The organism is Leifsonia sp. 1010 (genome assembly GCF_031455295.1).
Taxonomy (GTDB): Bacteria; Actinomycetota; Actinomycetes; order Actinomycetales; family Microbacteriaceae; genus Leifsonia.
Map to the genome: position 1 here is coordinate 184397 of NZ_JAVDSL010000001.1, position 23184 is coordinate 207580.

The 23184-nt window shown below is 70.8% G+C and carries 23 protein-coding genes; 13 read left to right on the top strand and 10 right to left on the bottom strand.

Translation table 11 applies throughout. From position 1 onward, the window contains the following. Window positions 1-14: 14 nt before the first annotated feature. Together J2Y42_RS00935 and J2Y42_RS00940 are read right to left on the bottom strand one after the other, a co-directional pair. The gene (locus J2Y42_RS00935) at window positions 15-173 is read right to left on the bottom strand and encodes a hypothetical protein (RefSeq protein ID WP_309853882.1); all 159 of its coding nucleotides are present in this window, start codon (window positions 171-173) and stop codon (window positions 15-17) included. Next, a complete protein-coding gene (locus J2Y42_RS00940; RefSeq protein ID WP_309853885.1) occupies window positions 167-2893 on the bottom strand; it encodes an Ig-like domain-containing protein in 2727 nt (908 codons plus the stop codon). Before J2Y42_RS00940 ends, J2Y42_RS00935 begins: the two co-directional genes overlap by 7 nt. A 143-nt stretch (window positions 2894-3036) precedes the next feature. Here J2Y42_RS00940 and J2Y42_RS00945 point away from each other — a divergent pair, with 143 nt between their 5' ends. Beyond that, a complete protein-coding gene (locus tag J2Y42_RS00945; protein WP_309853888.1) occupies window positions 3037-4683 on the top strand; it encodes an MFS transporter in 1647 nt (548 codons plus the stop codon). An 18-nt stretch (window positions 4684-4701) separates the two neighbouring features. Here the strand turns inward: J2Y42_RS00945 and J2Y42_RS00950 are convergent, their stop codons facing one another. The 4 genes from J2Y42_RS00950 to J2Y42_RS00965 all read right to left on the bottom strand — a co-directional run bounded on the left by J2Y42_RS00950 (window position 4702) and on the right by J2Y42_RS00965 (window position 9816). Continuing rightward, window positions 4702-5691 (bottom strand): alkyl sulfatase dimerization domain-containing protein, encoded by a 990-nt coding sequence (locus J2Y42_RS00950; RefSeq protein WP_309853890.1) that lies wholly within the window; start codon window positions 5689-5691, stop codon window positions 4702-4704. Window positions 5692-5708: 17 nt separating this feature from the next. Next, window positions 5709-6572: an MBL fold metallo-hydrolase gene (locus J2Y42_RS00955; RefSeq protein ID WP_309853893.1), complete on the bottom strand. Its 864-nt coding sequence runs from the start codon at window positions 6570-6572 to the stop codon at window positions 5709-5711. 110 nt (window positions 6573-6682) lie between these two features. Further along, a complete protein-coding gene (locus tag J2Y42_RS00960; RefSeq protein ID WP_309853896.1) occupies window positions 6683-8959 on the bottom strand; it encodes an FUSC family protein in 2277 nt (758 codons plus the stop codon). A 185-nt stretch (window positions 8960-9144) separates the two neighbouring features. Then, window positions 9145-9816: a DUF6766 family protein gene (locus tag J2Y42_RS00965; RefSeq protein WP_309853898.1), complete on the bottom strand. Its 672-nt coding sequence runs from the start codon at window positions 9814-9816 to the stop codon at window positions 9145-9147. Between the two features lie 181 nt (window positions 9817-9997). On the opposite strand from J2Y42_RS00965, the gene J2Y42_RS00970 reads away from it, so the two are divergent. Together J2Y42_RS00970 and J2Y42_RS00975 are read left to right on the top strand one after the other, a co-directional pair. Beyond that, window positions 9998-10471, top strand: a complete 474-nt coding sequence (locus J2Y42_RS00970; RefSeq protein WP_309853901.1) for an SRPBCC domain-containing protein — start codon at window positions 9998-10000, stop codon at window positions 10469-10471. Further along, window positions 10468-10791, top strand: a complete 324-nt coding sequence (locus tag J2Y42_RS00975; RefSeq protein WP_309853903.1) for a metalloregulator ArsR/SmtB family transcription factor — start codon at window positions 10468-10470, stop codon at window positions 10789-10791. Before J2Y42_RS00970 ends, J2Y42_RS00975 begins: the two co-directional genes overlap by 4 nt. A 10-nt stretch (window positions 10792-10801) precedes the next feature. On the opposite strand, the gene J2Y42_RS00980 is transcribed toward J2Y42_RS00975, so the two are convergent. The 3 genes from J2Y42_RS00980 to J2Y42_RS00990 all read right to left on the bottom strand — a co-directional run bounded on the left by J2Y42_RS00980 (window position 10802) and on the right by J2Y42_RS00990 (window position 13178). Continuing rightward, window positions 10802-11206, bottom strand: a complete 405-nt coding sequence (locus J2Y42_RS00980; protein ID WP_309853907.1) for an META domain-containing protein — start codon at window positions 11204-11206, stop codon at window positions 10802-10804. 54 nt (window positions 11207-11260) lie between these two features. After that, a complete protein-coding gene (locus J2Y42_RS00985; protein ID WP_309853910.1) occupies window positions 11261-11683 on the bottom strand; it encodes a hypothetical protein in 423 nt (140 codons plus the stop codon). A gap of 91 nt (window positions 11684-11774) precedes the next feature. Continuing rightward, window positions 11775-13178: an MFS transporter gene (locus J2Y42_RS00990; protein ID WP_309857979.1), complete on the bottom strand. Its 1404-nt coding sequence runs from the start codon at window positions 13176-13178 to the stop codon at window positions 11775-11777. Between the two features lie 148 nt (window positions 13179-13326). Here J2Y42_RS00990 and J2Y42_RS00995 point away from each other — a divergent pair, with 148 nt between their 5' ends. From J2Y42_RS00995 to J2Y42_RS01035, 9 genes are all read left to right on the top strand, one after another. Further along, a complete protein-coding gene (locus tag J2Y42_RS00995; protein WP_309853911.1) occupies window positions 13327-13941 on the top strand; it encodes a helix-turn-helix domain-containing protein in 615 nt (204 codons plus the stop codon). Window positions 13942-14065: 124 nt separating this feature from the next. Beyond that, window positions 14066-14521, top strand: a complete 456-nt coding sequence (locus tag J2Y42_RS01000; RefSeq protein WP_309853914.1) for a hypothetical protein — start codon at window positions 14066-14068, stop codon at window positions 14519-14521. A 118-nt stretch (window positions 14522-14639) separates the two neighbouring features. Next, a complete protein-coding gene (locus tag J2Y42_RS01005) occupies window positions 14640-15875 on the top strand; it encodes an ROK family transcriptional regulator (RefSeq protein ID WP_309853917.1) in 1236 nt (411 codons plus the stop codon). Window positions 15876-16087: 212 nt separating this feature from the next. Continuing rightward, window positions 16088-17026, top strand: a complete 939-nt coding sequence (locus J2Y42_RS01010) for a BadF/BadG/BcrA/BcrD ATPase family protein (RefSeq protein WP_309853920.1) — start codon at window positions 16088-16090, stop codon at window positions 17024-17026. Next, window positions 17023-18324, top strand: coding sequence for an extracellular solute-binding protein (locus J2Y42_RS01015; protein WP_309853922.1), 1302 nt, complete (start codon window positions 17023-17025; stop codon window positions 18322-18324). The genes J2Y42_RS01010 and J2Y42_RS01015 overlap by 4 nt, the downstream gene beginning before the upstream one ends. After that, entirely contained in the window at window positions 18321-19280 is a 960-nt protein-coding gene (locus tag J2Y42_RS01020; RefSeq protein WP_309853925.1) for a sugar ABC transporter permease, read from the top strand. Before J2Y42_RS01015 ends, J2Y42_RS01020 begins: the two co-directional genes overlap by 4 nt. Further along, window positions 19277-20125 (top strand): carbohydrate ABC transporter permease, encoded by an 849-nt coding sequence (locus tag J2Y42_RS01025; protein WP_309853928.1) that lies wholly within the window; start codon window positions 19277-19279, stop codon window positions 20123-20125. The genes J2Y42_RS01020 and J2Y42_RS01025 overlap by 4 nt, the downstream gene beginning before the upstream one ends. Before the next feature lie 66 nt (window positions 20126-20191). Beyond that, window positions 20192-21223: an SIS domain-containing protein gene (locus J2Y42_RS01030; RefSeq protein WP_309853930.1), complete on the top strand. Its 1032-nt coding sequence runs from the start codon at window positions 20192-20194 to the stop codon at window positions 21221-21223. Between the two features lie 96 nt (window positions 21224-21319). Next, window positions 21320-21478 (top strand): hypothetical protein, encoded by a 159-nt coding sequence (locus tag J2Y42_RS01035; RefSeq protein WP_020076764.1) that lies wholly within the window; start codon window positions 21320-21322, stop codon window positions 21476-21478. Window positions 21479-21682: 204 nt separating this feature from the next. Here the strand turns inward: J2Y42_RS01035 and J2Y42_RS01040 are convergent, their stop codons facing one another. Further along, window positions 21683-21898 (bottom strand): hypothetical protein, encoded by a 216-nt coding sequence (locus J2Y42_RS01040; protein WP_309853933.1) that lies wholly within the window; start codon window positions 21896-21898, stop codon window positions 21683-21685. Window positions 21899-22029: 131 nt separating this feature from the next. Between J2Y42_RS01040 and mgrA the strand changes: the two genes are divergently transcribed. Next, entirely contained in the window at window positions 22030-23067 is a 1038-nt protein-coding gene (mgrA, locus tag J2Y42_RS01045) for an L-glyceraldehyde 3-phosphate reductase (protein WP_309853936.1), read from the top strand. The last annotated feature ends 117 nt before the right edge of the window (window positions 23068-23184 follow it).

Here is a 23184-nt window from a genome sequence, read left to right on the forward strand (position 1 = left end):
GTTCGGCTCCCGCGTCACACCTGCGCCGGCGCGCCGCCGGTGACGACGGGCGCCCGCACGCCCCGCGGCACGCGCGCCGCACGCAGCGCGGCCAGGATCGTCGCGAGGTCGACGACCTCCTGCAGCAAAGCACCGACGATGGCCGGGATGACGCCGAACGCCGCGATCAGCATCTGAACGATCGCGCTTCGGTCGCGCGGCGACGGTGGAGCACCATCGCCATGCCGAGGACGATCGCGATCGCCGCTGCTCCGATCGCCCGGAGCGACGGAACGGAGGACCCGGTGATGGCCAGACCGCCCGGCGAAGGCGGGAGCTCGACCGCGCCGCTCCCCGATCCGCCGGACCCGTCAGGTGGGACGACCGCCGCCGGCTGCACCTCGACGGTGACCGTCGCCGTCGCGCACAGTGTGGGACCGATCGAGGCGCAGATCGTGTACTCGAAGGTGTCCGAGCCCGAGTAGCCGGGCTCCGGGGTGTAGACGATGCTCACCCCACTGACCGTGGCGGTGCCATGCGCCGGGTTCGTCGAGACGGTCGGCGGCCCGACGTCACCCAGGTCGTTGTCCGTCACCGGGATGGTCACGGCGGTGCCCTGAGGAGTGGAGGAGGTGTCCGGATTCGCGACAGGGTACACATCCACGTCGGCGATCGCCGTTCCGCACAGGACCACCTCGCCGTCGTCGCACACGATCACCGTGAAGCTGTCCGCACCGGCGAAGTCGAAGCGCGGAGAATACGTGGCCTCGTCGCCGACGACAGTGGCGGTCCCGGACCGGGGCGGGATGCCGCGGCTGTAGATCAGCTGCTGCCCGGGGTCAGGATCGGTCGCTCGGATACGGAGGGACACCGGTGTCTGCACCGTGGTCGTCAGCTGGAGCGGCTCGACGACGGGCGGATGGTTCACCGGGCGAACGGTCACCGTCACGGTCGCCGTCGAGCAGAGCGAGGCGTTGGTCGGCGAGCAGATGCGGTACTGGAAGGAGTCCTGCCCGGTGAAGCCGGCGGCCGGCGTGTACGTGATGGATGAGGCGGCGGGGTCGACGACGCCCGTCCCGTTCGCGGGCGCGGAGACGAGGGTCGCATCGAGTGCGGCGCCGTCCGAGTCGTTTGCGACGACCGGGACCTCCACGGCCGCGTCCGCGAACGTCTGCGCCTCATCGTCGACCGCCACCGGACTGATCGGCAGGAACACGGTCGCCGACGCACACAGCACCGGGGCGCCGTCGTCGCAGACCTCGTAGACGAAGGTGTCGTCGCCGGTGAAATCGGACGCCGATCGGTACCCGAAGTAGCCTCCCGCCACCAGCGCGGCGCGGCCGTGCGCGGGCGGTGTCGTGATCCGGAAGCTGAGCTCCTGGCCGGCATCGGGGTCGGATGCCGTGACGCGGCCGAAGAGGAGCTGGTCGGTGAATCCCGGCTGGACGAGCGGCTCGGCCACCGGCGGGTTGTTCGCCGACGGCGCCACCGCGACGACAGTGGTCTCGGCCTGACTGTCGAGGCTCGTGCCGTCGTTGTTCGACGGATCCGGATCGGCGGTGTCGGAGACGGCGCTCGCCGCGTCGCGCAGGACGGTGTCGACGGCGGCCGTCTGGGAGATGGTGAAGGTGCGGCTCGCAGACGTGCCGGGCGCGAGGGTGCCGACGCTCCAGCTGATCGTGCCCGCCGTCACCGTCCCCCCTCCCGCGTCGACCACGGCCGTCGTCTCGGGCGGGAGCGCATCCACGAGGAGGACCCCGGTCGCGTCGTGGGGCCCGGCATTCGCCACGACCAGCGTGTACGTCACATCGCCCCCAGGGAGGACGGTCGCCGGTCCCGACTTCGAGACGGACACATCGGCAAAGGGTTCAGCGTTGGCGCTGCATCCCGGGAGCGGAGCGCCGAGCGTAGCGGCGCGGGTGTCCGCGACCCGGATGACGTTGGCGACGACGCCGGTCTGCACGTCGAAGATGCTTCCGGGGGGTGCCTGCGTGTGCACCTGGATGGGGTTGCCCGGCGAGTCTCCGGTGAAGCGTCCCTGCACACTCGTGAACCCGTCGAACCGGTACGCGCCGAAGCCGGTCACCGTGCCGTCGTCGGTGAGACCCGCGGACGAGAGGAGCCCTTCCACCGACTGCCGCCACGTGCCGTTGTTGGCGAAGACGCCTCCTGCGATGACGATTCCCGCATTCGTGGACTCCCCCGAGTTGTTGGAGAGTGCGCCAGCGGTGCGGACGCGGCACAGGTTCGCGAACCGTCCGCCGTTGAGCGTCACGGAGCCGGTCACCTCGACCGTGCCGGTGTTGTCCATCCTGCCGTTGAGGTTCGCATCGCCCTCGATCCGCAGCGCGCCGGCGTTCTCGATGTGGGCGCCGCTGTTCAGGTTGAGGGTGCCCCCGACGACCATCGTGCCCGCGTTGTCGAACGTGCCGGCGGACGGGGAGAAGCCGCCGGCGACGGTCAGCGTTCCCCCGGCCGCGATCGTGAAGGAGGAAGCGCCGTTCACGTTGAGGCCGGAGAAGGCGGCAACGCCTTCGACATCGAGATCGAAGCCGGTCCCGACGGCGATGGCCGGAAAGGCGGCATTCCCGCCCGCCGCGATCACCACGGAGCCGGATGCGTTGTTCACGTAGGCGGGCTGGAGCACCGCCCCGGCTGCGACGCACAGGGTGGCACCGGACGGCAGCGCATTCACCCCGCCCGTGAAGGTGCCCGTGGCGAGCAGCACCGTCTCACCGCTCGCAAGGGCCACCGACGGGGATGCCGGATCGAGCACCCGCGTCGGTGCGCTGCACTGCGTCGCGAAGCTCGCCGCCGCGGGAGGGGCGCCGACCCCCGCTCCCACCAGCAACAGCACACCGGCGGCCGCGACGGCCACCATGCTGACGAAAGTCCGGCCCCCGATTCCCGGCATGGACGCAGTATCGTCCCGTCCCGGGCGAATGACCAGGGCCTATGACGTCGGAAAGTCCCGCCTGCGCTCGCGCAAACCGTGGGTGTCCGGCGACACACGCGCGGCGCTAGCATGCGGCCACCGGGAGCGCGGGAGGTGCGGCCATGGCAGGACGCTGGGGTGCGGTGACGGTGCTGGGGGCCGCGCAGTTCGTCATGGTGCTCGACAGCACCGTCATGAACGTGTCCATCTCGACCGTCGTGGCGGACCTCGACACGACCATCGCGGCCATGCAGACGGCGATCACCTTCTACACGCTGACAATGGCGGCTTTTATGCTGCTCGGCGCGAAGCTCGGGGATGTGTGGGGCCGCAAGCGCGCCCTCATCATCGGGTCCATCGTCTACGCGATCGGGTCGCTGACGACGGCGCTCAGCCCGAACATCGTCGTGCTCTTCCTCGGCTGGTCCATCGTCGAAGGGCTCGGCGCCGTGCTGGTCATCCCGGCGATCGCAGCCCTCATCGCCGACAACTACCAGGGGCACGCCCGGGTCACGGCCTTCGCCGTCATCGGGGCGTCGTCGGGGGCGGCCGTGGCGGCGGGCCCGCTCATCGGCGGCTTCCTGACCACCTACGCGAGCTGGCGGTACGTCTTCGCCGGCGAGGTCGTCATCATGGCGGTCGTCCTGGTGTTCAGCTTCCTCGTCGGCGACCATGGGACGCGCTCGCGCATCCGGATCGACATCCTCTCGGTCCTGCTCTCCGCCGCCGGTCTGGTGCTGATCGTCTACGCCCTGCTGCAGACCAAGAGCTGGGGCTGGATCCTCGCCGGCGCCGGGGCGCCGTACACGCTGCTGGGACTGTCGCCGGTGCCCTATCTGGTGGCAGCGGGCTGCGTCCTGCTGTGGCTGTTCTTCGTCCGGCAGCGCCGGCTCGTCGCCAGCGGCCGGCCCCCGCTGCTCGACGTCTCGCTGCTGCGGATCTCGCAGCTGCGAGCAGGTGTCGGCAGTCTCGCGATCCAGTACACCGTGACGGCCGGGCTGTTCTTCATCGTCCCGATCTACCTGCAGCTGACGCTGGGGCTGGATGCGCTGGAGACGGGGATCCGCGTCTTCCCGCTCTCGATCTCCCTCGTCCTCTTCTCCGTCCTCGGCACGATGTTCTCGAAACGGTTCTCCCCGCGCCTGATCGCCCGGGTCGGCCAGCTGACATTGGTGGTGGCCAGTCTCATCCTGCTCGGCTCGGTGGATGTGGAACTCAACAATTGGCTGTTCGCCACCGGGATGTTCATCGCCGGGGCCGCGCTCGGTCTGCTGGCCTCTCAGCTCGGGAACGTGACGATGTCGGCCGTCGGGCCCACCCAGCTGAGCGAGGCCGGCGGCATCCAGGGCGTCTTCCAGAACCTGGGATCGTCGCTCGGTACAGCGCTGATCGGGTCGGTGATGATCGCGTCGCTCTCGAGCGTGTTCGCCGGGGCCGTGGCCGAGAGCACACTGCCCGACGACGTCAAGAGCACGGTGCAGGAGCGCACCCAGGAGGGCATCACCCCGGTCGCCGTCGCGGACGTGCCGAAGATCGCGACGGACGCCGGGCTCGGCGACGACGACGCGAAGGCCCTGGCCGGACTGTACGAGACGTCGCAGCTGCGGTCGCTGGAGCTGTCGTTCGCGGCGCTGGCCCTGGTGTCGTGCGGCGCGCTGTTCTTCTCGCGCAACCTGCCCCGCGAGATCGTCGGAGGGTCCGCGGACCCCGTGCCGGCGCGGCCGGAACGGCCGGAGCGGTCGGAACGGCGGTCGGCGCGCCGCGCGTGAGACCGCGCGGCGACCGCACTACGGCAGGACGATGTTGAAGCCCGGGTCCCCGCGCTGCAGGACTGCCGTCAGCTGCTGCAGCACGCCGGCGTCGCCCTCCAGCGACATACTGGCCGGCGACGGATTCCCGCCCAGCAGCGCCAGGAAGTCCGGCTTGGTGATCGTCAGACGCAGCGGCACGTCGCCCGGCGCTCGGCGTTCGACATGGATGAGCACGCCGTTCGTCAGAGTCAGATGGAAAGTGCGGCCGAGGTCGGTGAAGTCGACTTCGAGCGATAGGTCCAGGTCCCACGCTTTCGGGCCGTCGACGGTGATGGCGATCGAGTCGAAGATCTGCTCCGGCGTCAGCTCGGCGAGCACGGCAGGGGCGTTCGCGGCAGTCGGCGTGCCGAAGTTGCCCTCGCGCAGCTCGGTCGCCCCCGAGAGGAAGAAGTTGCGCCAGGTGGCGTTCTCCGAACCGTAGGCGAGCTGCTCGAGCGTGTCCGCGTAGAGGGACTTCGCGGGCGCGCTGTCCGGGTCGGCGAACACGGCATGGTCGAGCAGGGTCGCCGCCCAGCGGAAATCACCGTCGTCATAGGCGGCCTGCGCCAGCTCGACGACGCGGTCGACGCCGCCGATCGCCCTCACATAGCGCTCGGCGAGCGCCTGTGGTGGATGCGGCCAGAGTCGCGCCGGATTGCCGTCGAACCAGCCGAGGTAGCGCTGCGCGATCGCCTTGACGTTGTGCGAGACGGACCCGTAGTAGCCGCGCGTGCTCCACTCCCGCTCCAGGGCGGGCGGCAGCGTCAGCTCCTCGGCGATCTCCGTGCCGGTCAGTCCCCTGTTCAACAGCCGGAGGGTCTGGTCGTGCAGGTACCCGTAGAGGTCGCGCTGGATGCGCAGGAAGGCGACCAGCTCCTCCCGCCCCCAGGTGGGCCAATGGTGGGAGGTGAACAGCACGTCGGCGCGGTCGCCGTAGCGTTCGATCGCCTCGGTCAAATACTCCGACCACACGTGCGGGTCGCGCACGAGGGCGCCGCGGAGCGTCAGCAGGTTGTGGAGGTTATGGGTGCGTTCTCGGCCATGCAGAGTGCGCTGTAGCGCGGGATGAAGAAGTGCATCTCCGCCGGCGCCTCGGTGTTCGGGGCCAGCTGGAACTCGAACTCCACCCCGTCGAAAGTGAGCCGCTCGCCGGTTTCGGCGACATCGATCGTCGGCACGAGCAGAGTCGTCTCCCCCGTCGACAGCGTCAGGCCGAGGCCCGCACCGACCTGCCCGGAGGGACCGCGGTCGAGCGCGGCAACGTACATGTAGCCGGCCCTCCGTGCCATCGCGGTGCCCGCATACACGTTCTCCGAGATGGAGTGCTCGATGAACCCGGCCGGGGCGACGATCTCGACGCGGCCGTCCTCCACCTCCTCCGCGCTGACGATGCCGAGCACGCCGCCGAAGTGGTCCAGGTGGCTGTGGGTGAAGATCACCGCGACGATCGGGCGGTCACCGCGATGCCGGCGGTAGAGGCCGAGGGCGGCGGCGGCGGTCTCCTTCGTGAGCAGTGGATCGACGACGATGACGCCCGAGTCCCCCTCGATGAACGACATCACCGACAGGTCCAGCCCGCGCACCTGGTACAGACCCTCCGTCACCTCGAACAGCCCGTTCTTCAGCACGAGCTTCCCCTGGCGCCAGAGGCTCGGGTGGACCGTCGGCGGAGCATCCCCGTCGAGGAAGCCGAAGGTGGAGGTGTCCCAGACGACCGTGCCGGCCGCGTCGCGGATGGCCGGGTCGTCCAGGGTGCCGAGGAAGCCGCGTTCTGCTGCCGCGAAGTCCGCGCCGTCGGAGAACGGGAGCGCGTCGCCGGCGTCGCGGTGGGCCTCTCGGATGGACGGAGCCGGTTCGTTCTGCTGCATGCTGCATCCCCTCGTCGCGGTGGTGTCGGGCAGATCATCCACCGGGGCGAGGGTCCGCGGCTAGACGCGACCGCGGGCGCCGGCTTCGGGCGCGCGACCGGGCGCGCGGGCTACACCGGCGGAGCACCCGGCTCGACGATCGCGCGCTCCAGGCGACGGACGACCTCCAGATAGTCGGCGGTCCAGATGATGCGGACGGCCGTCGCGGCGCCGGCCGTCGAATGGTCGAGCTCGCCCAGCACAGCGGAGGCCAGGGAGCGGTCGGCGGCGGGATCCGGGGGCGCCGGCGTCGGCAGGTCGGCGCGGGACTCGAGGGCCGAGGCGAGGGCGCGGTACCAGTCCTCCAGGCGGTCGACCTGCCCGTCGAGGGTCGCGTGTGCGGCGGCCGCACCGGGAGCAGCCGAGGGTTCGGACGACTGACCGCGCCACAGCTCCAGGATCGCGTCGGCCGCGAGCCGGATGCCCGCGACGCCGGTGACGGTCGCCGACACCTCCGCGAGGGGGCGGGGCTTGGCACCTCGCTCCGTCAGGTAGGTGCGGAAGGCGTCGTCCAGCCGACGGGAGGCCGCCGCGGCTCTGAGCGACTGCTGCCGCGGCTCGGCGCCACGCGGTGTCGCCGGGTCGCAGCGCGCCAGTCCGAACTCGACGGCGGCACGGAGGTAGTCGATGCCGGCCAGATACGCATCCCCGACGGCCGTCCGCAGCGACGCGGACGCACCGCGCGGCCAGAACAGGGCGCCGACGACGAGGCTGACCGCACAGCCGAGGGCGATGTCCTCGATGCGGATCAGGCCCACGGTCCATCCCGTCGGCGCGATGACGTTGAACAGCAGGACGAGGACCACCGTGAACGCCGCCTGACCGGCAGCGAATGAGATCGCCGCCGGCGCGATCCCTGCGATGAGGATGGCGACGGGGAGCACCAGCCACAGCGCGACCGGGTTGCCGCCGATGACGAACAGCGCGGCCGCGCCGACGATCACGCCGACGACCGTGCCGAGCACGCCCCGGAGCGCCGTCTGCCCGGTGTTGAGTGCGCTCGAACGCAGGACGGATATGGTTCCGAGCACGACCCAGAACGAGTGCTGGACGCCGGTCGCCTTGGCGAGCAGGACGGCCAGGCCCAGGCCGATCGCACCGCGGATGCTGTTGCGCAGCCAGACCGAGTTCCAGCCGACGAACCCCGACGCACGCTCCGTCGCCGCCGCCAGCGGACCGCTCAGATCACCCGGCTGCCGACCCAGCATCCGCTGCCACCAGGTGCGCCGCTCCGCGCGTGCTGTCAGGGCGATGTTGCCCGCCACGGTCTCGACGGCGTAGGCGAGCTCCTGGGCTCGGAAGCCCGGGTCGAGGGCGGCCACGAATCGCTCGGCCTGCTCATCGGAGGCGGGAGTGCGCCCCACCGGAGAAACGGCGAGCGTCGTCTGCTCCACGGCTGCCCGTTCGAGCGCGAGGCGGTCGAGCGCCGACTCCAGCGCTGCGGGATCCGCGGCGTGCTGAGCGAGAACGAGCGCGCCCTCCTCGAGCACATCGGCCGCCGCCGCCCCCAGCCGCGCTGCCGCGGCCGTCGCCGAGCGCGGACCTGCAGCATCCATCCCGTCGGGCGGTGCGGCCCGATGGCGGACCATCTGGCCGATCACCGCATTCAGCCAGTTCAGCTCGTCGACCAGCCGGACGACGGTCCGCGCCGGCGCGCTCAGTCCGGTCGGGCGGTACGGGGTGGCCAGGAATACGCTCTGCAGTGCGCCGACCGCAGCCTCCCCCGCCGCAGCGGTCCGCTCGCGCAGGGCCGCGATCTCGGCGGCATCCCCCATCATCGGGAGCTCAGCCCGGATGCGGGCGGCGAGCGCGCGGGACGCCTCGACGGCGGGAAGACGCAGCGGCTCGCGGGCCGGCGCCGGCCAGAGAAGGGTGATGGCGATGAGTCCGACGACCGCCGCGATCCCCCAGCCGAGCAGGCGCGGGCCGATGTCGGCGACGGTCCCCGGCAGGGTGACCGGCAGCACGAAGGCGAGGAGCAGGGAGGTGCCGGCCGAGGCGATGACGGAACTCACCGAACCCGCGAACAGCACGACGAGGGCGACCACGGCCATCGCGAGGGAGGACAGCCAGATCGGGGACGACGCGAGCGTGCCCAGGCAGACGAGCACCGCTCCCGTGATGGCGAGAGCCGCGTGCGCCTGCACCCGCTCGCGCAGCGGGCCGCCGAAGTCGACGAAGAGCAGCATGGCGAAGGCGCCGAACGCGCCGAACAGCGCGACCTCGGGATTTCCGATGACCCGGCTGCCGAGCAGGAACAGCAGAGGCACCGCGATGGCCGCGCGCGCCGCGCGACGCAGCGCACTGAAGCCCGGATCGTGGCGTCGGAGCCAGGACGTCACCCGCACGCGGCCTCCTCCCTCGGCCACACCCTACTCGGCGCCTCTCTCCGTCGCCCACCCCTCTCCCCCCACCGTCGAGTCCGCAAACTTTGCACGTGGCGCGCGGCGGGAGCGTGCAAAGTTTGTGGACTCGACGCTGGGGGTGGGGGTGGAGATGGGGAGCGGGCGCGGGGGCGGGGGCGGGGGCGGGGCTACTCGGCGTCGACGGCGCTCGTGTGGTGGGGCGCTCCGACGGGCTTCGACTCGGAGGAGCCGCGCTGCCGGAGGTAGATCGAGAACGCGACCATGCTCCCGACCGCCAGGAACTCGGACTGCCAGTTCTGCAGCGTCCTGTTCCAGAAGTCCGCCGAGACCAGGTATTGTCCCCAGCTCACCATCGCCTCGTGGTGCTCCACCTGCTCGGCGTTGTAGACGACCTGGCCCGCCAGCGACTGGAGCAGCCACGACAGCAGGAAGATCGCCCCCATCACGATCAGGAGCGAGTTGGAGTAGAGCGCGCTGCGCCATCCCCCAACCTTCGCCCAGCTCGGCGAGTCGGGCCGCGCGTGCCGACCCATCAGCTGCTCCTCATCGGTGCCGAGACCTTCGTCGCCGGGCTTCTTCGACTCGGGCGACCCCTTCTGGACGAGCCAGATCGTCGCCAGGATCAGCAGGAAGAACTGCAGGTACTCCGACTGCCAGTTCTCGGCGACGTCCACGACGAAGTCGGACGAGGTGATGAAAGCGAGCCAGGACTCCGTGCTGCCGCCGTGCGAGAGCTGATCCTGGTTGAACTGGAACAGTCCCGCGACGGACTGCCCGATCAGGGCGGCGAGGAAGAGCGCGGCGAACGCGATGCTGAGGCCGTGCTCGCGCAGTCTCATCCCGTCACCGTCCCGAGATGACGACGGCGAACATGAGCGCCAGACCGACGATGATTCCCACGAGCCAACCAGTGAACACGACTTTCATGCGCTGAACCGTACGCCCGGGCTCCGGCGGGAGTGAACGGGGTGCCGAAGAGACGGAAGTGTGCTAGAAAGGGCAACCGGGAGGTTGCTTATCATGGTGGATGTGGAGCGCAGCATCGTGGTGCGGGCGACGCAGGAGCGGGTATGGGCGGCCATCGTCGACTCGAAGGAGTTCGGGGCGTGGTTCGGCGCGGAGTTCGACGGGCCGTTCGAGGTCGGCCGGACGACGACCGGGCGGATCGTTCCCACGACGGTCGACGCCGAGGTCGCCGCCGCACAGGAGCCGCACCGCGGGTCTCCGATCGCGGCCGTGGTCATCGCCATCGAGCCGCCGACGCGGTTCGCCTTCCGCTGGCAGCCGGCGCCCGGCTCCGACGTGCTGACGACCGTCGAGTTCCGCCTGGCGGCCGAGGGCGACGGCGTCCGCGTCACCATCACGGAGGACGGATTCGGTGCGCTGCCCGAGGACATCCGCGATCAGGCGCGCGAGAGCAACGACGGCGGCTGGGAGGCGCAGACCCGTCTCCTCGGCGCTTATCTCGAGCGCACCTCCCTAGAACGCCCGTGACGGCGACACTCGAGGCGGCAGCGCCGGTGTTCGCCGCACTCGGCGACCCCACCCGGCTGGGGCTGGTGCTCGCCCTCGGCGATTCGGGCCCGCGGACGGCGGCGCGGCTCGCGGCCGAACGCCCGGTGACGCGGCAGGCGGTCGAGAAGCACCTCGCGATCCTCGACGCTGCGGGGCTGGTGCACAGCGAGCGCCGCGGACGGGAGCGGCTCTGGCGGGTCGACCCGGCGGCTCTCGCGTCGGCCGGCGAACTGCTGCGGCAGGCCTCGGCCCGGTGGGATGCGGCGCTCGAGCGGCTGCGCATCCACGTCGAGGGATGACCCCGGCGGATCACTTGCGGTCGAGCACGCCGATCTGCGTCCCGGCCTCGTCGTAGACGTTCAGGGTGTCGCCGTCGGAGCGCGCGCTCGCGGCCTTCGACAGCCACGGGTCGACATCTGCGCACGCTTTCTGCGTCGCGGCCAGCGCACCGAACGTGATCGACCCCTTCGACTCGCTCCACGTGCCGGTCAGCGAATTGCAACCGTCGTTGCCGCTGAGCTGGCCGCCGTCCTTCAGGTCGAGGCTGGTGCCGGTGGGATGATCGGACGTCCAGGTCCCGGTGTAGTCGGAGGCGCTCGACGGCGCACAACCCGCCAGGGCGGCGAGCGCCAGCAGGAGCGCCGACGCACCCGCGATGGAGCGTCCGGCGACGGCGCGTTCGGAACTGGGGCGGAGTCGATGCGCGGGATTCACGGCGCCAGTATGAGCACGGCCGCCGCGCGTCGGCTAGGCAGTACCGCCGGAGCGTCAGGAGGCCAGCGCGACCTGACGGAAGCGGATGACGGACGAGTCGGCTCCGCGGTCGGTGCGGTCGTAGGCGGCGCGGATGGGGTTCACCGTCCGCCCGTTCGGGAGCACCACCGCGAGCCCGGCGTCCTCCGGCACTCCGCGCCGTGGCGCCGCGCTGCTCCACCGTCCGCCGTCGGTCCGCACCAGGATCTCGCCGATCAGGCAGCCCAGGCTCTGCAAGGTGAACTCGTCGCCCACGAAGCCGTCGTCGGTGCGCAGGTCGGTGAACAGCCGCTCGACGTAGACGAGGTCCTCCGGGACGTACGTGACGGTGTGACCGTAGATGTCACGGATGCCGCCCGCCATCGCGCCCGCGAGCAACGAGCCGACGGCGGGGTCTGGCCGCCGCCGGCGCGTCGCTTCACGAGGGAACCGGAACATGCCGCCCACGGTAGACCTCCGTTCGGCTGCGCTGCGCGCCCCAATACGAGTGGCCCGTGTTCGCGGGACGCGACGCGGCATCGCGGCGGTGTCAGGATGCGGCGGGCGCCTCGGGCGTTGCCGCGCCACCCCGCGCGCGCAGGAAGCCCCAGAGCACGAGCGCACCCGCCACCGCGGTGAGCGCAAGCCCCGCGACCGTGACGGCCTCGCGGAATTGAGCGGTCTGCTCCGGCGACCATCCCGCCGTCGCGATACTGCCCGCGAACAACCCCGCGAGCACCGTCCCCGCGAGGGCGAGCCCGACGCCCGAGGCGACCTCGGAGGCAGTGTCGGTGAGCGCCGCTCCGATGGTGGTCCGGCTCTCCGGAAGGCCACGGAGCACGTTGGTCCCGGCGACCACGCCGACGACCCGGATGCCCGCCGCCACCAGCACCAGGGCGACCGCGATCCAGCCGTACCCGAAGCGGCCGAACACGGCGTAGACGGCGAGGCCGGCGACGACGGCGGCTGCGCTCATCCAGGCCGCCCGATCCATCCCGACGCGGCGCACGAACGGGGTGATGACCGCCCCTCCCGCGAGCAGGACGACGACCTGCGGCAGCATCCCGAGCGCCGCGAGCGCCGGAGGCCACCCCCAGTCGAACTGCAGCTGCAGCGTGACGAGGTACCCGAGCCCCGCCGTGGCGATCGCGGCGGCCGCCTTGAACGCCAGCCCGCTGGAGACGAGGGGATGCGCGATCAGGGGCAGCTCGAGGAGCGGGTGGCGTGCGGTCCGCTGCCGCACGACGAAGAGGACCGCCGCGGCGATGGCCGCCCCCGTGACGAGCCACGGCATCCCGGCGTCGAGGCCCTGCTCCACGAACAGGGTCGGTGCGATCAGCGCGAGCACGATGGCGGCGGTGCCCAGCGCCGCGCCCACCAGGTCGATGGGGTCACGATGCAGCCCGCCGGGGTCGTCGGCGGGGATGCCGAGCCGTACGCACACGATCGCCAGGGCCGCGATGGGGACGTTGACCAGCAGGAGCACCTGCCACGGGGCGACGGCGAGGACGAAGCCTCCGGCCGTCGGTCCGATCGCGAGCCCGACGAGCCCGACCGTCGAGATGACGGTCATCGCCTTCACCCGCAGGTCGTCCGCCGCGAACAGCCGGAATGCGAGCGCCATCGAGCCGGGCGTCGTCATCGCGGCGGCGATGCCCATGCCGACGCGCACGGCGATCAGCTCCTCCGTCGTCGAGACGAATGCGGTCGCCAGGCTGGCGAGACCGAGCAGGACGAGGCCGATGAGCATGACCCGGCGTCGGCCGTACCGGTCGGCGATGGCGCCGAAGGCGAGCATCGAGCCGCCGAAGACGACCGCGTACGCGCCTGTCACCCACTGGAGGCCGGCGGTCGACGCGTGGAGTTCGCGGCCGATAGTGGGAAGGGCGACGTTGAGGATCGAGTTGTCGAGCATCTCGAAGAGGAAGACGGCGGAGAGGCCGGCGAGGGCCATCCACGCGTCACGCAGGGAGCGCGGAGCGTGGCGGCCGACGGGGAGGGGCGGCTCGGGGACAATGGGAGCGGTCTGCTCAGAGGACATGTCACTAGGTTATGCGACTAAACTTAGTGACACAAGCTAATCATGGAAGGACGACGCCCGCATGCCCAGAACCAGCGAGCGCGGCGGCCCGCAGACGCGTGCCCGCATCGCCGGAATCGCCTCCGGGCTCTTCGCCGAACGCGGCTTCGACGCCGTGACCGTGGCCGACGTCGCCCGCGAGGCCGGCGTGTCCAGCGTGACGGTGTTCAAGCACTTCCCCCGCAAGGAGGACCTCTACCTCGACCGCTCGGCCGACGCCGAGGCCGTGTTGCGCGCGGCTGTTCGGGACCGCGCGGGCGGCACCGGCGTGCTGGCCTCGCTCAGGGAGGCGACGCTCCGGCTGGTCGAGGAGCGGCATCCCCTCTCCGGACTCGACGCCCGCTCTGTTCCGTTCTTCCGTACCGTCGGCGGTTCCGCCGCCCTGGTCGCCCGCGCCCGCGAACTCGCCGGCGAGCTGCAGCAGGGGCTCGCAGATGACCTGGACGCGGATGCCGAATTCGACGGCGACGCGGCCCTGTTCGCCGCGATGTTCATTGGAGGCTATGCAGTGCTCCTCGTGGATGCGGCTCGGCGGCTGATCGCGGGAGAACCGGCCGACGACGTCGCGGCGGCCCAGCGGGCACGGATGAGCGCGCTGTTCGACCTCCTCGCGCGCGGGTTCGGCGACGACGTCTGAGGACGGAGAGCGCGCGGCCCGGCGCTATGCTGACCCGCGGGAACGGTCCGACGGGGCCCGAAGGGGGAGACGGATGCACGCACGACAGCGGGGTAGTGGGGCAGTCACTGCCCTGGGGGTCGCCATGGCACTCGGCATCACCACGGCGCTGGCCGGATGCGCCGATCTCGACCAGCGGTCGGTCGCCGCCACCGCGATCGCTCCACCGACGCCGAGCCCGAGCCGGACCGCAACGGCAGAGACCTACGACCTCACCGTTCACCGCACCTTCCCGCTCAGCGACGGCAGCACCGCGCCCGGCTGCGTGCAGGTCGCCGTCGAGCGCGACGAGGTGACCGCGGACGCTCAGACGGACGAGCGCATCGCGGCGGCCCGGAAACTCCTGCTCTCGACGAACTGGGAGGCGGAACCTGTCTCGCTGGACGAGCTGGGGGCCGAAGAGCGTCAGGTCGAGAAGGACCGCGGCGAGAGCGAAGCCGTGATGCTCTCGGGCGTGCTGTCGGACCACATCTCGAAAGCCCTTCAGGACGCGGGCCTGATGGGCGGCGGCATCTCGCTGCGCGGTCACGTCGGATGCTGAAGTGAGCGGCGCGCATCCGATGGGGTCATCGCGCAGCCAGATCCATCCACTGCGATAGTAAAGTTTGCTCAGGCCGCGCAGGGCGGCCGCGAGTCTGGCTCGGGATGAGGAGGCGCCGGTGGCCAAACGGACGCGCGCGACAGCGACCACCAGCACTCTGGCGCGCGTCAACCAGACGGCCATCATCGAGGCCCTCCGCGAGTCCGGGGCACTTTCCCGGCAGCAGCTCGGCCTCAAGACGGGCCTGAGCCCGGCCACCATCAATCGGCTGACAGCCGCCCTCATCGAGGACGGGCTCGTCGTCGCGGCCGGCCAGGAGCCGTCAACCGGCGGCCGGCCCTCGGTGCTGCTCCGCTACGCCGGGAGCTCGCGCCTCGTCGCGGCGATCCAGCTCCGCGCGGAGACGGTCACGGGCATCCTGGTCGACTTCGACGGGAAGATCGTCTTCCGGCGCTCCGTTCCCCTCGGCGCGCGGCAGGCGGGGGACCCGGCGGGGGCGGACACGGAGTCGCCCGAACGCGCAGCGGACCAGGATCGCCAGCTGCGCAAAGTGTTCCGGCTGTTCGACGACCTGATCGCGACGGCCGACTCGATGGGCACGCCCTGCCTCGCGGTCGGGATCGCCGTGCCGGGGGTCGTGCAACAGCCGGATGGCGTGGTCGGCACGATGCCGGAGTTCGGCTGGACCGGCGTCCCCTTCGGCACGCTCCTCCGACAGCGGACCACCCTGCCCGTGGTGGTGGAGAACGACGCGAACGCGCTGGCCTTCGGCGAGCTCCACACCGGTGCGGGCCGCGGCCTCTCCAGCCTGGTCGCGCTGTTCCTCGAGAACGGCCTCGGCGCCGGGATCGTCGCGAACGGCGAACTGCACCGGGGCGCGCGGGCGGAGGCGGGCGAGATCGGTTACCTGCTGATGGAGCGGTCCTCGTTGGAGCGGTCGTACGACGCGCGCGGCGACCTGGAGGATCGCATCGGATCGCTCGCGCTCACCCAGCGGGCTCGCGAGCGCGGCATCCCCCTGCCGGATGGCGGGTCGCTGACGGCCGAGGACGTGTTCGAGCTGGCCCGCGACGGCAACGCCGATGCGCAGGAGCTCGCGGACGAGATCCTCGACATGGTGGCCATCGCGGTGGCGGCCCTCGTGATCGTGCTCGATCCGGAGCTCGTGGTTGTGGGGAGCAGTTTCGTCGGAAGCTCGGACACCGTCATCCCGGGCATCCAGGAGCGGTTGCGCGGCCGCATCATCCGGGTGCCGCGCATCGAGCCGGCCACCCACCGAGAGGATGCGGTGCTGCTGGGCGCGGCGGAGCTCGCCGCGGCCGAGGTCAACGGCTTCGCCTACCTCGCCTTCTGAGCCCTCCCCTCCCCGCCGCCGAGATTTGCGCCAATTCTCGGTTATGCGGCCGCGATAACGACGATTTGCGCCAAATCTCGAGCCGAACGTCGGCGCGGGTCGGGCGAGAGCGGGTCTTGACGCGGGGGCGCAACGTCGCTTAGGTTTGACGCACTTCTTCTCACTCCGATAGGAAAGAAGAGGCACCCCTTCAGCGACGCAGAGGAGCAGACGTGATCGTCGGAATCGACATCGGCGGCACCAAGACGCACGTCTGCGTCGAGGACGACGCCGGCGCCGCGCTCCTCGACCGGTCGGTGCAGACCGCCGACTGGCAGCACGGCGGCGACCTCCACTCCGAGCAGAACGTGCGCGGACTCCTCGCCCTGCTCGACGACGTTCCCGGCGCCGCCTCCGCTCCCCTGGTCGTCGGCGCACACGGGCTCGACAGCGAAGGCCAGACCCTCGCCTTCTCGGAGACGCTCGCCGCGCTCCACGACGGTCCGGCCCTCGCGGTCAACGACGTCGAACTCGTCGGCCCCGCCGCCGGGTTCGACGAGGCCATCGCCGTCATCGCGGGCACCGGGAGCAAGGTCGTCGGGCGGCGCGCCGACGGGACTCTGGTGAGTGCGGGAGGCTACGGCTACATCCTCAACGACCCGGGGAGCGCGCCGGCGCTGGTCCGGGATGCGGTGCGCACCCTGTTCGAGGCTGTGGACGAGGACGAGCCGCGCGACGCCCTCGCCGACGCCCTCTACGCGCACTTCGGCGTGGAGGAGATCGTCGGCCTGTCCAACGCCTTGACCGTCCGCCCGCGCGTCACCGTCTGGGGTGCGGCCGCTCCCCTCGTGTTCGCCGCGGCCGACGCCGGCAGCGTCCGGGCGGCACGCGTCATCGACGCGGCCGCCGACGAGCTCGCCCGCAGCGTCGAGCTGGTCCACCGCCGCGGGGCGGCCGGCGCCGACGTCGTCTGCGCCGGCGGCGTGGTCAGCCACCAGCCCCGGCTCTTCGACGCCCTCGGCGAGCGGCTGCGCGCCCGCGGGCTCACCCACTCCATCCACCTGCTGGATGTCCCCCCGGTGCGCGGCGCACTCGCGCTCGCCCGGCGGCTCACGGAGGCGGCCACCGCTGTCCCCTTCGCACCACCCACACCATCACGGAGGAAGTCATGAGAATCACATCCACCGGGCGTCACCGCACGCTCGCGGGCCTCGCGCTCGCGGCGACGGCGGCGCTCGCCCTGAGCGCGTGCAGCGTGACGGGCGCCGGGACCTCGTCGGGAGGCGAGGGCGACGGCACCGGAACGATCAACGCGCTGTTCATGAAGCAGGCCGGCTACTCGGAGTCCGACGTCAACGCGATGATCAAGGCGTTCGAGGAGAAGAACCCCAAGATCACCGTCAAGCCGACCTTCGTGGCGTACGAGGCCCTCCACGACAAGATCGTCACGTCCGCACCCGCGGGCACCTACGATGTCGTGCACCTCGACGTGATCTGGCCGGCCGAGTTCGCCTCCAAGAACATCATCACCGACGTCACGAAGCGCTTCCCCGACTCGTGGAAGAGCGACATGCTCGGCGGCGCGCTCTCCAGCGCCGAATACAAGGGCAAGTACTACGGCGTCCCGTGGGGCCCGTCGACCAAGCTGTTCTTCTACAACAAGGACATGCTCGCGAAGGTCGGCGCGACCGCGGACGACGTGAAGACGTGGGACGGCGTGCTCACCGTGGCGAAGAAGCTGAAGGATGCCGGCGTCGTCCAGTACCCGATCGCCTGGAGCTGGGCACAGGCGGAGGCGCTGGTCTGCGACTACGCCGAGCTGCTCGGCGCCTACGGCGGCCAGTTCACCGACTCCAGCGGCAAGCTCTCCATCAACAAGGGCGCGGGCGTGCAGGCGCTCGAGTTCATGAAGAAGTCACTGGATGAGGGGCTCACCGACCCGGCGTCGACCACGTTCCTCGAGGACGACACCGACAAGTCGATGGCCGCCGGCAAGACCGCCATGGAGCTCAACTGGGAGTCCACCTTCCGCGACCAGAACGACCCGTCGATCTCGAAGGTCGTCGGCCAGATCGCCGTCACCCCGCCGCCCGCGGGCCCGAACGGGGACAACCCTGGCGTGAACGGCTCCATGGCGCTGGCGATCGGTGCCAAGTCGAAGCACCAGCTCGCCGCGTGGAAGTTCATCGAGTACATGACCAGCGAGGCCGTGCAGGACAAGTACGTCAAGAGCTCGATGACGAACTGGAAGTCGAGCTACACCAAGCCGGACATCACCAAGACCAACCCGGAGGTCTTCGCGGCCGCCGGAAAGGCCTACGACTCGATGATCCTGCGTCCGCCGGTGCCGAACTACAACTCGGTGTCGCAGGCGATCCAGGTCGAGCTGCAGAACGCGCTGCTCGGCAAGAAGTCGCCGCAGCAGGCCCTCGACGACGCGGTGAAGTCCGCGAACGAGACCCTCGGATGAGCGGCGTGTCGGTCGCCGGAGTCGAGACGGAACGGCGCGCGCCCACCACGCGCGGGCGCCGCGACCGCCGCAGGCGCGACAACCAGGGGCGGCTCGCCTTCTGGCTGCTGCTGCCGGCCGCGGTCGCGGTGTTCGGGGTGATCGTCTACCCCATCCTCCGCACCCTCCTCATCTCGTTCTTCGAGGTGAACTCGGCGCTGGCGACCGACACCCCGTTCGTCGGCCTGCAGAACTACATCGACATCCTCACCGCGCCCGGCTTCTGGGCCGCGATGGGGCGGACGCTGTACTTCACCCTCGTCTCGACAGCGCTGGAGCTCGTCCTCGGGCTCATCGTCGCCGGGCTCCTCAACGCCAAGCTGCGGGCGCGGTGGCTGTTCCGCGCCGTCGTGATCATCCCCTGGGCGATCCCGACCATCGTCAACGCGGCGATGTGGAAAGGCATCTTCAACGCGCAGTACGGCGCGCTCAACGCGGCGCTCACCCAGCTCGGGATCATCGACCAGTACCAGGCCTGGCTCGGCGACCCGACGCTCGCCCTCAACATGGTGATCATCGCGGACGTCTGGAAGACGACCCCGCTGGTGGCGTTCTTCCTGCTCGCCGGGCTGACGTCCATCCCGAACGAGCTGTACGAAGCGGCGAAGGTGGACCGCGCCAGCTGGCCGCGCATCTTCCGCACGATCGTGCTCCCGATGCTCGTGCCCTCGATCTCGATCGTGCTGGTGCTTCGCACGGTGGAGGCGTTCAAGGTGTTCGACATCATCTACGCGATGACGCGCGGCGGCCCCGTGAACGGTACGCAGACCGTCGCCTACTACGCCTACACGACGGCCTTCTCGGACCAGAACTTCGGGGTCGGAGCGGCGCTCTCGTACATCATCGTGCTGGTCATCCTGGTGCTGACCTTCGTCTACCTGCGCATGCTGCGCCGATCCGAGATGAGCCTGCTGTGAAGCGCACGACCCGCAACTCGATCCTCATCCACCTGGCCGCGCTGGTCGTCGCCGTCGTCATCCTGCTGCCCTTCGGGTGGATGGTGATCGCCAGCGTCACGCCGCAGCGCATCCTCATCTCCACTCCGCTGCAGTGGATCCCGGACACGCTCGACTGGAGCCGGTACGAGCTGATCTTCCGCGGCGGCGCCGAGAGCGTCGGCGCGACCTTCCGCGCGGCGCTGGCGAACACGACGATCGTCGCTGTCGGCACGGTCGCCGTCTCGATGATCGTCGGGATCCTGGGCGCGTACGCGTTCGCCCGGCTGCGGTTCCGCTTCCGGCAGGCGGTGCTCATCCTCTTCCTGGCGACGTACATGCTGCCGCAGATCGCCCTGCTGATCCCGCTGTACCTCATCCTCAACTCGCTCGGGCTGCTGGACTCGGTGATCGGGCTGATCATCGTGGACTGCTCGCTGGTGGTGCCGTTCGTGCTCTGGATCCTCAGCAACTACTTCCTGACCATTCCGGAAGAGCTGGAGGAGGCGGCGCGCATCGACGGCGCCTCCCGGTTGGGCGCCCTGTTCCGCGTGGTGCTTCCGGCCGCCCGGCCGGGCATCTTCGCCGCCATCATGTTCGCGTTCCTGCTGGCCTGGGACGAGTTCATGTACGCGCTGATCTTCACCTCGTCGAACGCGGCGAAGACCCTGCCGGTGGCCATCAGCGAGTTCGCCGGCCGCTACACGACCGACTTCGGGCTGGTGGCGGCGGGCGGCATCCTCGCGGCCCTGCCGCCCATCGTCGTCGCCCTGATCTTCCAGCGGTACGTCGTCAGCGGTATGGCCGCCGGCGCCGTCAAGGGCTGAGCCGCCTTCCCGCCAACGACCTCCGACCACCTCCGACCACCTCCGACCACCGACAGAAGGACTTCCATGGAACCCACCGCTTCGTTCGTCGATGCCATGCGCGCTCAGCCCGAGAACCTCGCCCGAGCGCGAGAGACCGTGCTCCGCGACCTCGCGAGCGCAGCACTCCCCCGATGGGAGGCGGGCGACAGCGTCGCCGTCGTCGCCATGGGCGCGTCGCTCAACTCGTCGCACGCGCTCGTCGCCGCCCTCGCGGCCGCCGGGTATCCCGCATCGGGTGTCGTCGCCTCCGACGTCGCCGACGGGCTCGCCGTGGTGCGCGCCGACCACAACATCGTCGTCTCCGAGTCGGGCCGCAGCCCCGAGCCCCTGGCGGCGGCGCGGAAGCTCGCCGCCGGGACGCGGATCGGCATCAGCAACTTCCCCGACCAGCCGATCAAGGACGACGTGGATGCGGTGCTCGGCCTGGGCGGGTTCCCCGACTCGCCGGTCTACACCAGCGGCTTCACGGCGACCCTGCTGGCGTACGCCCTGCTGCTCGACCACGTCGGGGTGCGCGCGGGCGCGGCGGAGGCGGAACGCATCCCGGGCCGGGTGGCCGACGTGCTGCGCGACTACGCCGAAGCGGCCGAGACGGTCGGGCGCGTGCTCGCCGGGGCGAAGACCATCGACGTCGTGGGGCGCGGTGCGTCTCTGACGGCCGCCGCCGAGCTGTCGCTGATGATCCGGGAGGGGCTCCGCACGCCGAGCGCCGCCTTCGAGACGTTCCAGTACCTGCACGGTCCGATGGAGGTGCTGTCGGATGACGACGCCCTCGTGATCTTCGGCGACGGTCGCGAGCTGAGCATCCCGTCGTCGATTCTCGATGCGGGGGTGCCCGTCGTGCTCGTGACGGCGGCAGACCCCGCGTCGATCCCGGCCGCCGGGCACGCGAACCTCACCGTGGTGCCGCTGCCCGCGGGACTCGGGGTGTTCGAGCGCGCGATCGTCGAGACGGTGATCGCTCAGCTGGCGATCGCCGCCGCGATCGAGCACAAGCCGTACCCGCTGGAGGACTTCCTGTACCACCAGGACGACACCAAGCTGCCGGTGCGCTGAGGGGCGCACGTCGCCCGTCCTGCCACGAACCGCCCCGCGCCGCAAGGCCCGCCCCCCGATGTTGACGAGAAGCGCGGACCGGAGTCAGATGAAGGCATGATAGCTCTCATCATTATCCTGCTGGTGATCTGGGCGGTGCTCGCCATTCTCGGGTTCGCCATCAAGGGCCTGCTGTGGCTGGCGATCCTCGGACTGGTGTTCTTCGTGATCACCGCGATCGTCGGATGGCTCAGACGAGGTGCGAGCCGGACCTGACCCCGTTCCCCGACCGCGAAGCGGCGGCCGTGCCCTGTGGCGCGGCCGCCGCTTCCGTTTGTGCGGGGTGCTTGCGTAGGTGGAAAGCGCTCTCATCTCCGACGTTCCGCGGTGGGGATGGAGATTGGGGGCGTCCGGGCCCGGATCTCCGACGGTAGCCGGCCGGGCCGGGCCGGGCGCAGGCGGGGTGAGGGCCGGAGCCGGTCAGGGCTGTTCTTCGTCGAGGAGGGCGTCGTTCTGCAGGGTGTCGGCGGTCTCGTCGTCGGCGGGGAGGTCGTTCTCTCCGTCCAGCGCGCCGCCCGCCGGTGCCTGGCCCGCCGCCGTGGGCTGGTCGTGCACCGGGGTGTCGGTGGGCGCCGGGGCGCCCTGCGGCTGGCCGGGGGCGGTCGTGTCGTCGCTGGGGGTCAGTTCGTCGGTCATGCCACCAGCCAGCGCCCCCGCCCACCGCAGCGGCAAGGGGTTGACACCCTCCCGATCGAGCAGCGCGGCCGATGGATCCGATCTGCACGGGATGTTGGACAGCGATGGTCCGCGTCCGCGAATCTGGATGCATGGCCTACGTTGCGAACCCCTCCCGCTATGACGACATGATCTACCGCCGCACCGGACGCAGCGGACTCGACCTGCCCGCCCTGTCGCTCGGTCTCTGGCACAACTTCGGCGACGACCGCCCCTTCGAGACCCAGCGCGCCATCGTCCGCCGCGCCTTCGACCTCGGCATCACCCACTTCGACCTGGCCAACAACTACGGGCCGCCCTACGGCGCGGCGGAGATCAACTTCGGCCGCATCCTCTCGGAGGACCTCCGGCCGTACCGCGACGAGATCGTGGTGTCGAGCAAGGCCGGCTGGGACATGTGGCCCGGCCCCTACGGTCAGGGCGGCGGCAGTCGCAAGTACATGCTGGCGAGTCTCGACCAGTCGCTGCAGCGCCTCGGCCTCGACTACGTCGACATCTTCTACTCGCACCGGCCCGACCCGTCCACGCCGCTGGAGGAGACGATGCAGGCGCTGGACACGGCCGTCCGGTCGGGCAGGGCCCTCTACGTCGGCATCTCGTCGTACGGACCGGAGGAGACCCGCCGGGCCGCCGAGATCCTGCGCGACCTCGGCACCCCCCTGCTCATCCACCAGCCGTCGTACTCCATGCTCAACCGCTGGATCGAGACCGAGGGTCTGCTCGACACCGTCGGCGAGCTGGGCGTCGGCGTCATCGGCTTCACCGCCCTGGCGCAGGGCATGCTGACGGGCAAGTATCTGAACGGCATCCCGGAGGGTTCGCGGGCGAGCGCCGGCACCTCCTTCGACTCCGACTGGCTCACCGACGATGCCATCGCTCGCCTGCGTGCGCTCAACGAGATCGCGGAGCGGCGGGGACAGACCCTGGCGCAGCTGGCGCTCGCGTGGGCTCTGCGCGACGACCGCGTGACCTCGCTGGTGATCGGCGCCAGCAGCGTCGACCAGCTGGAGCAGAACGTCGCGGCCCTGGGCAACCTGGAGTTCTCGCCGGAGGAGCTCGCGGAGATCGACGAGCACGCCACCGACGCGGGCGTCGACCTGTGGGCGGGGGCGCGGCGCGGGGAGGTGTGACGTCGAGGGAGCGATTACCACCGCATCCCATCCCCGTCATCCCCTGCCCGCCCGCGCCCGCTCGGCCTAGCGTCGGCAGCGAGCACGCTGGATGTGCTGGCGGCGCCCCCGAGGCGT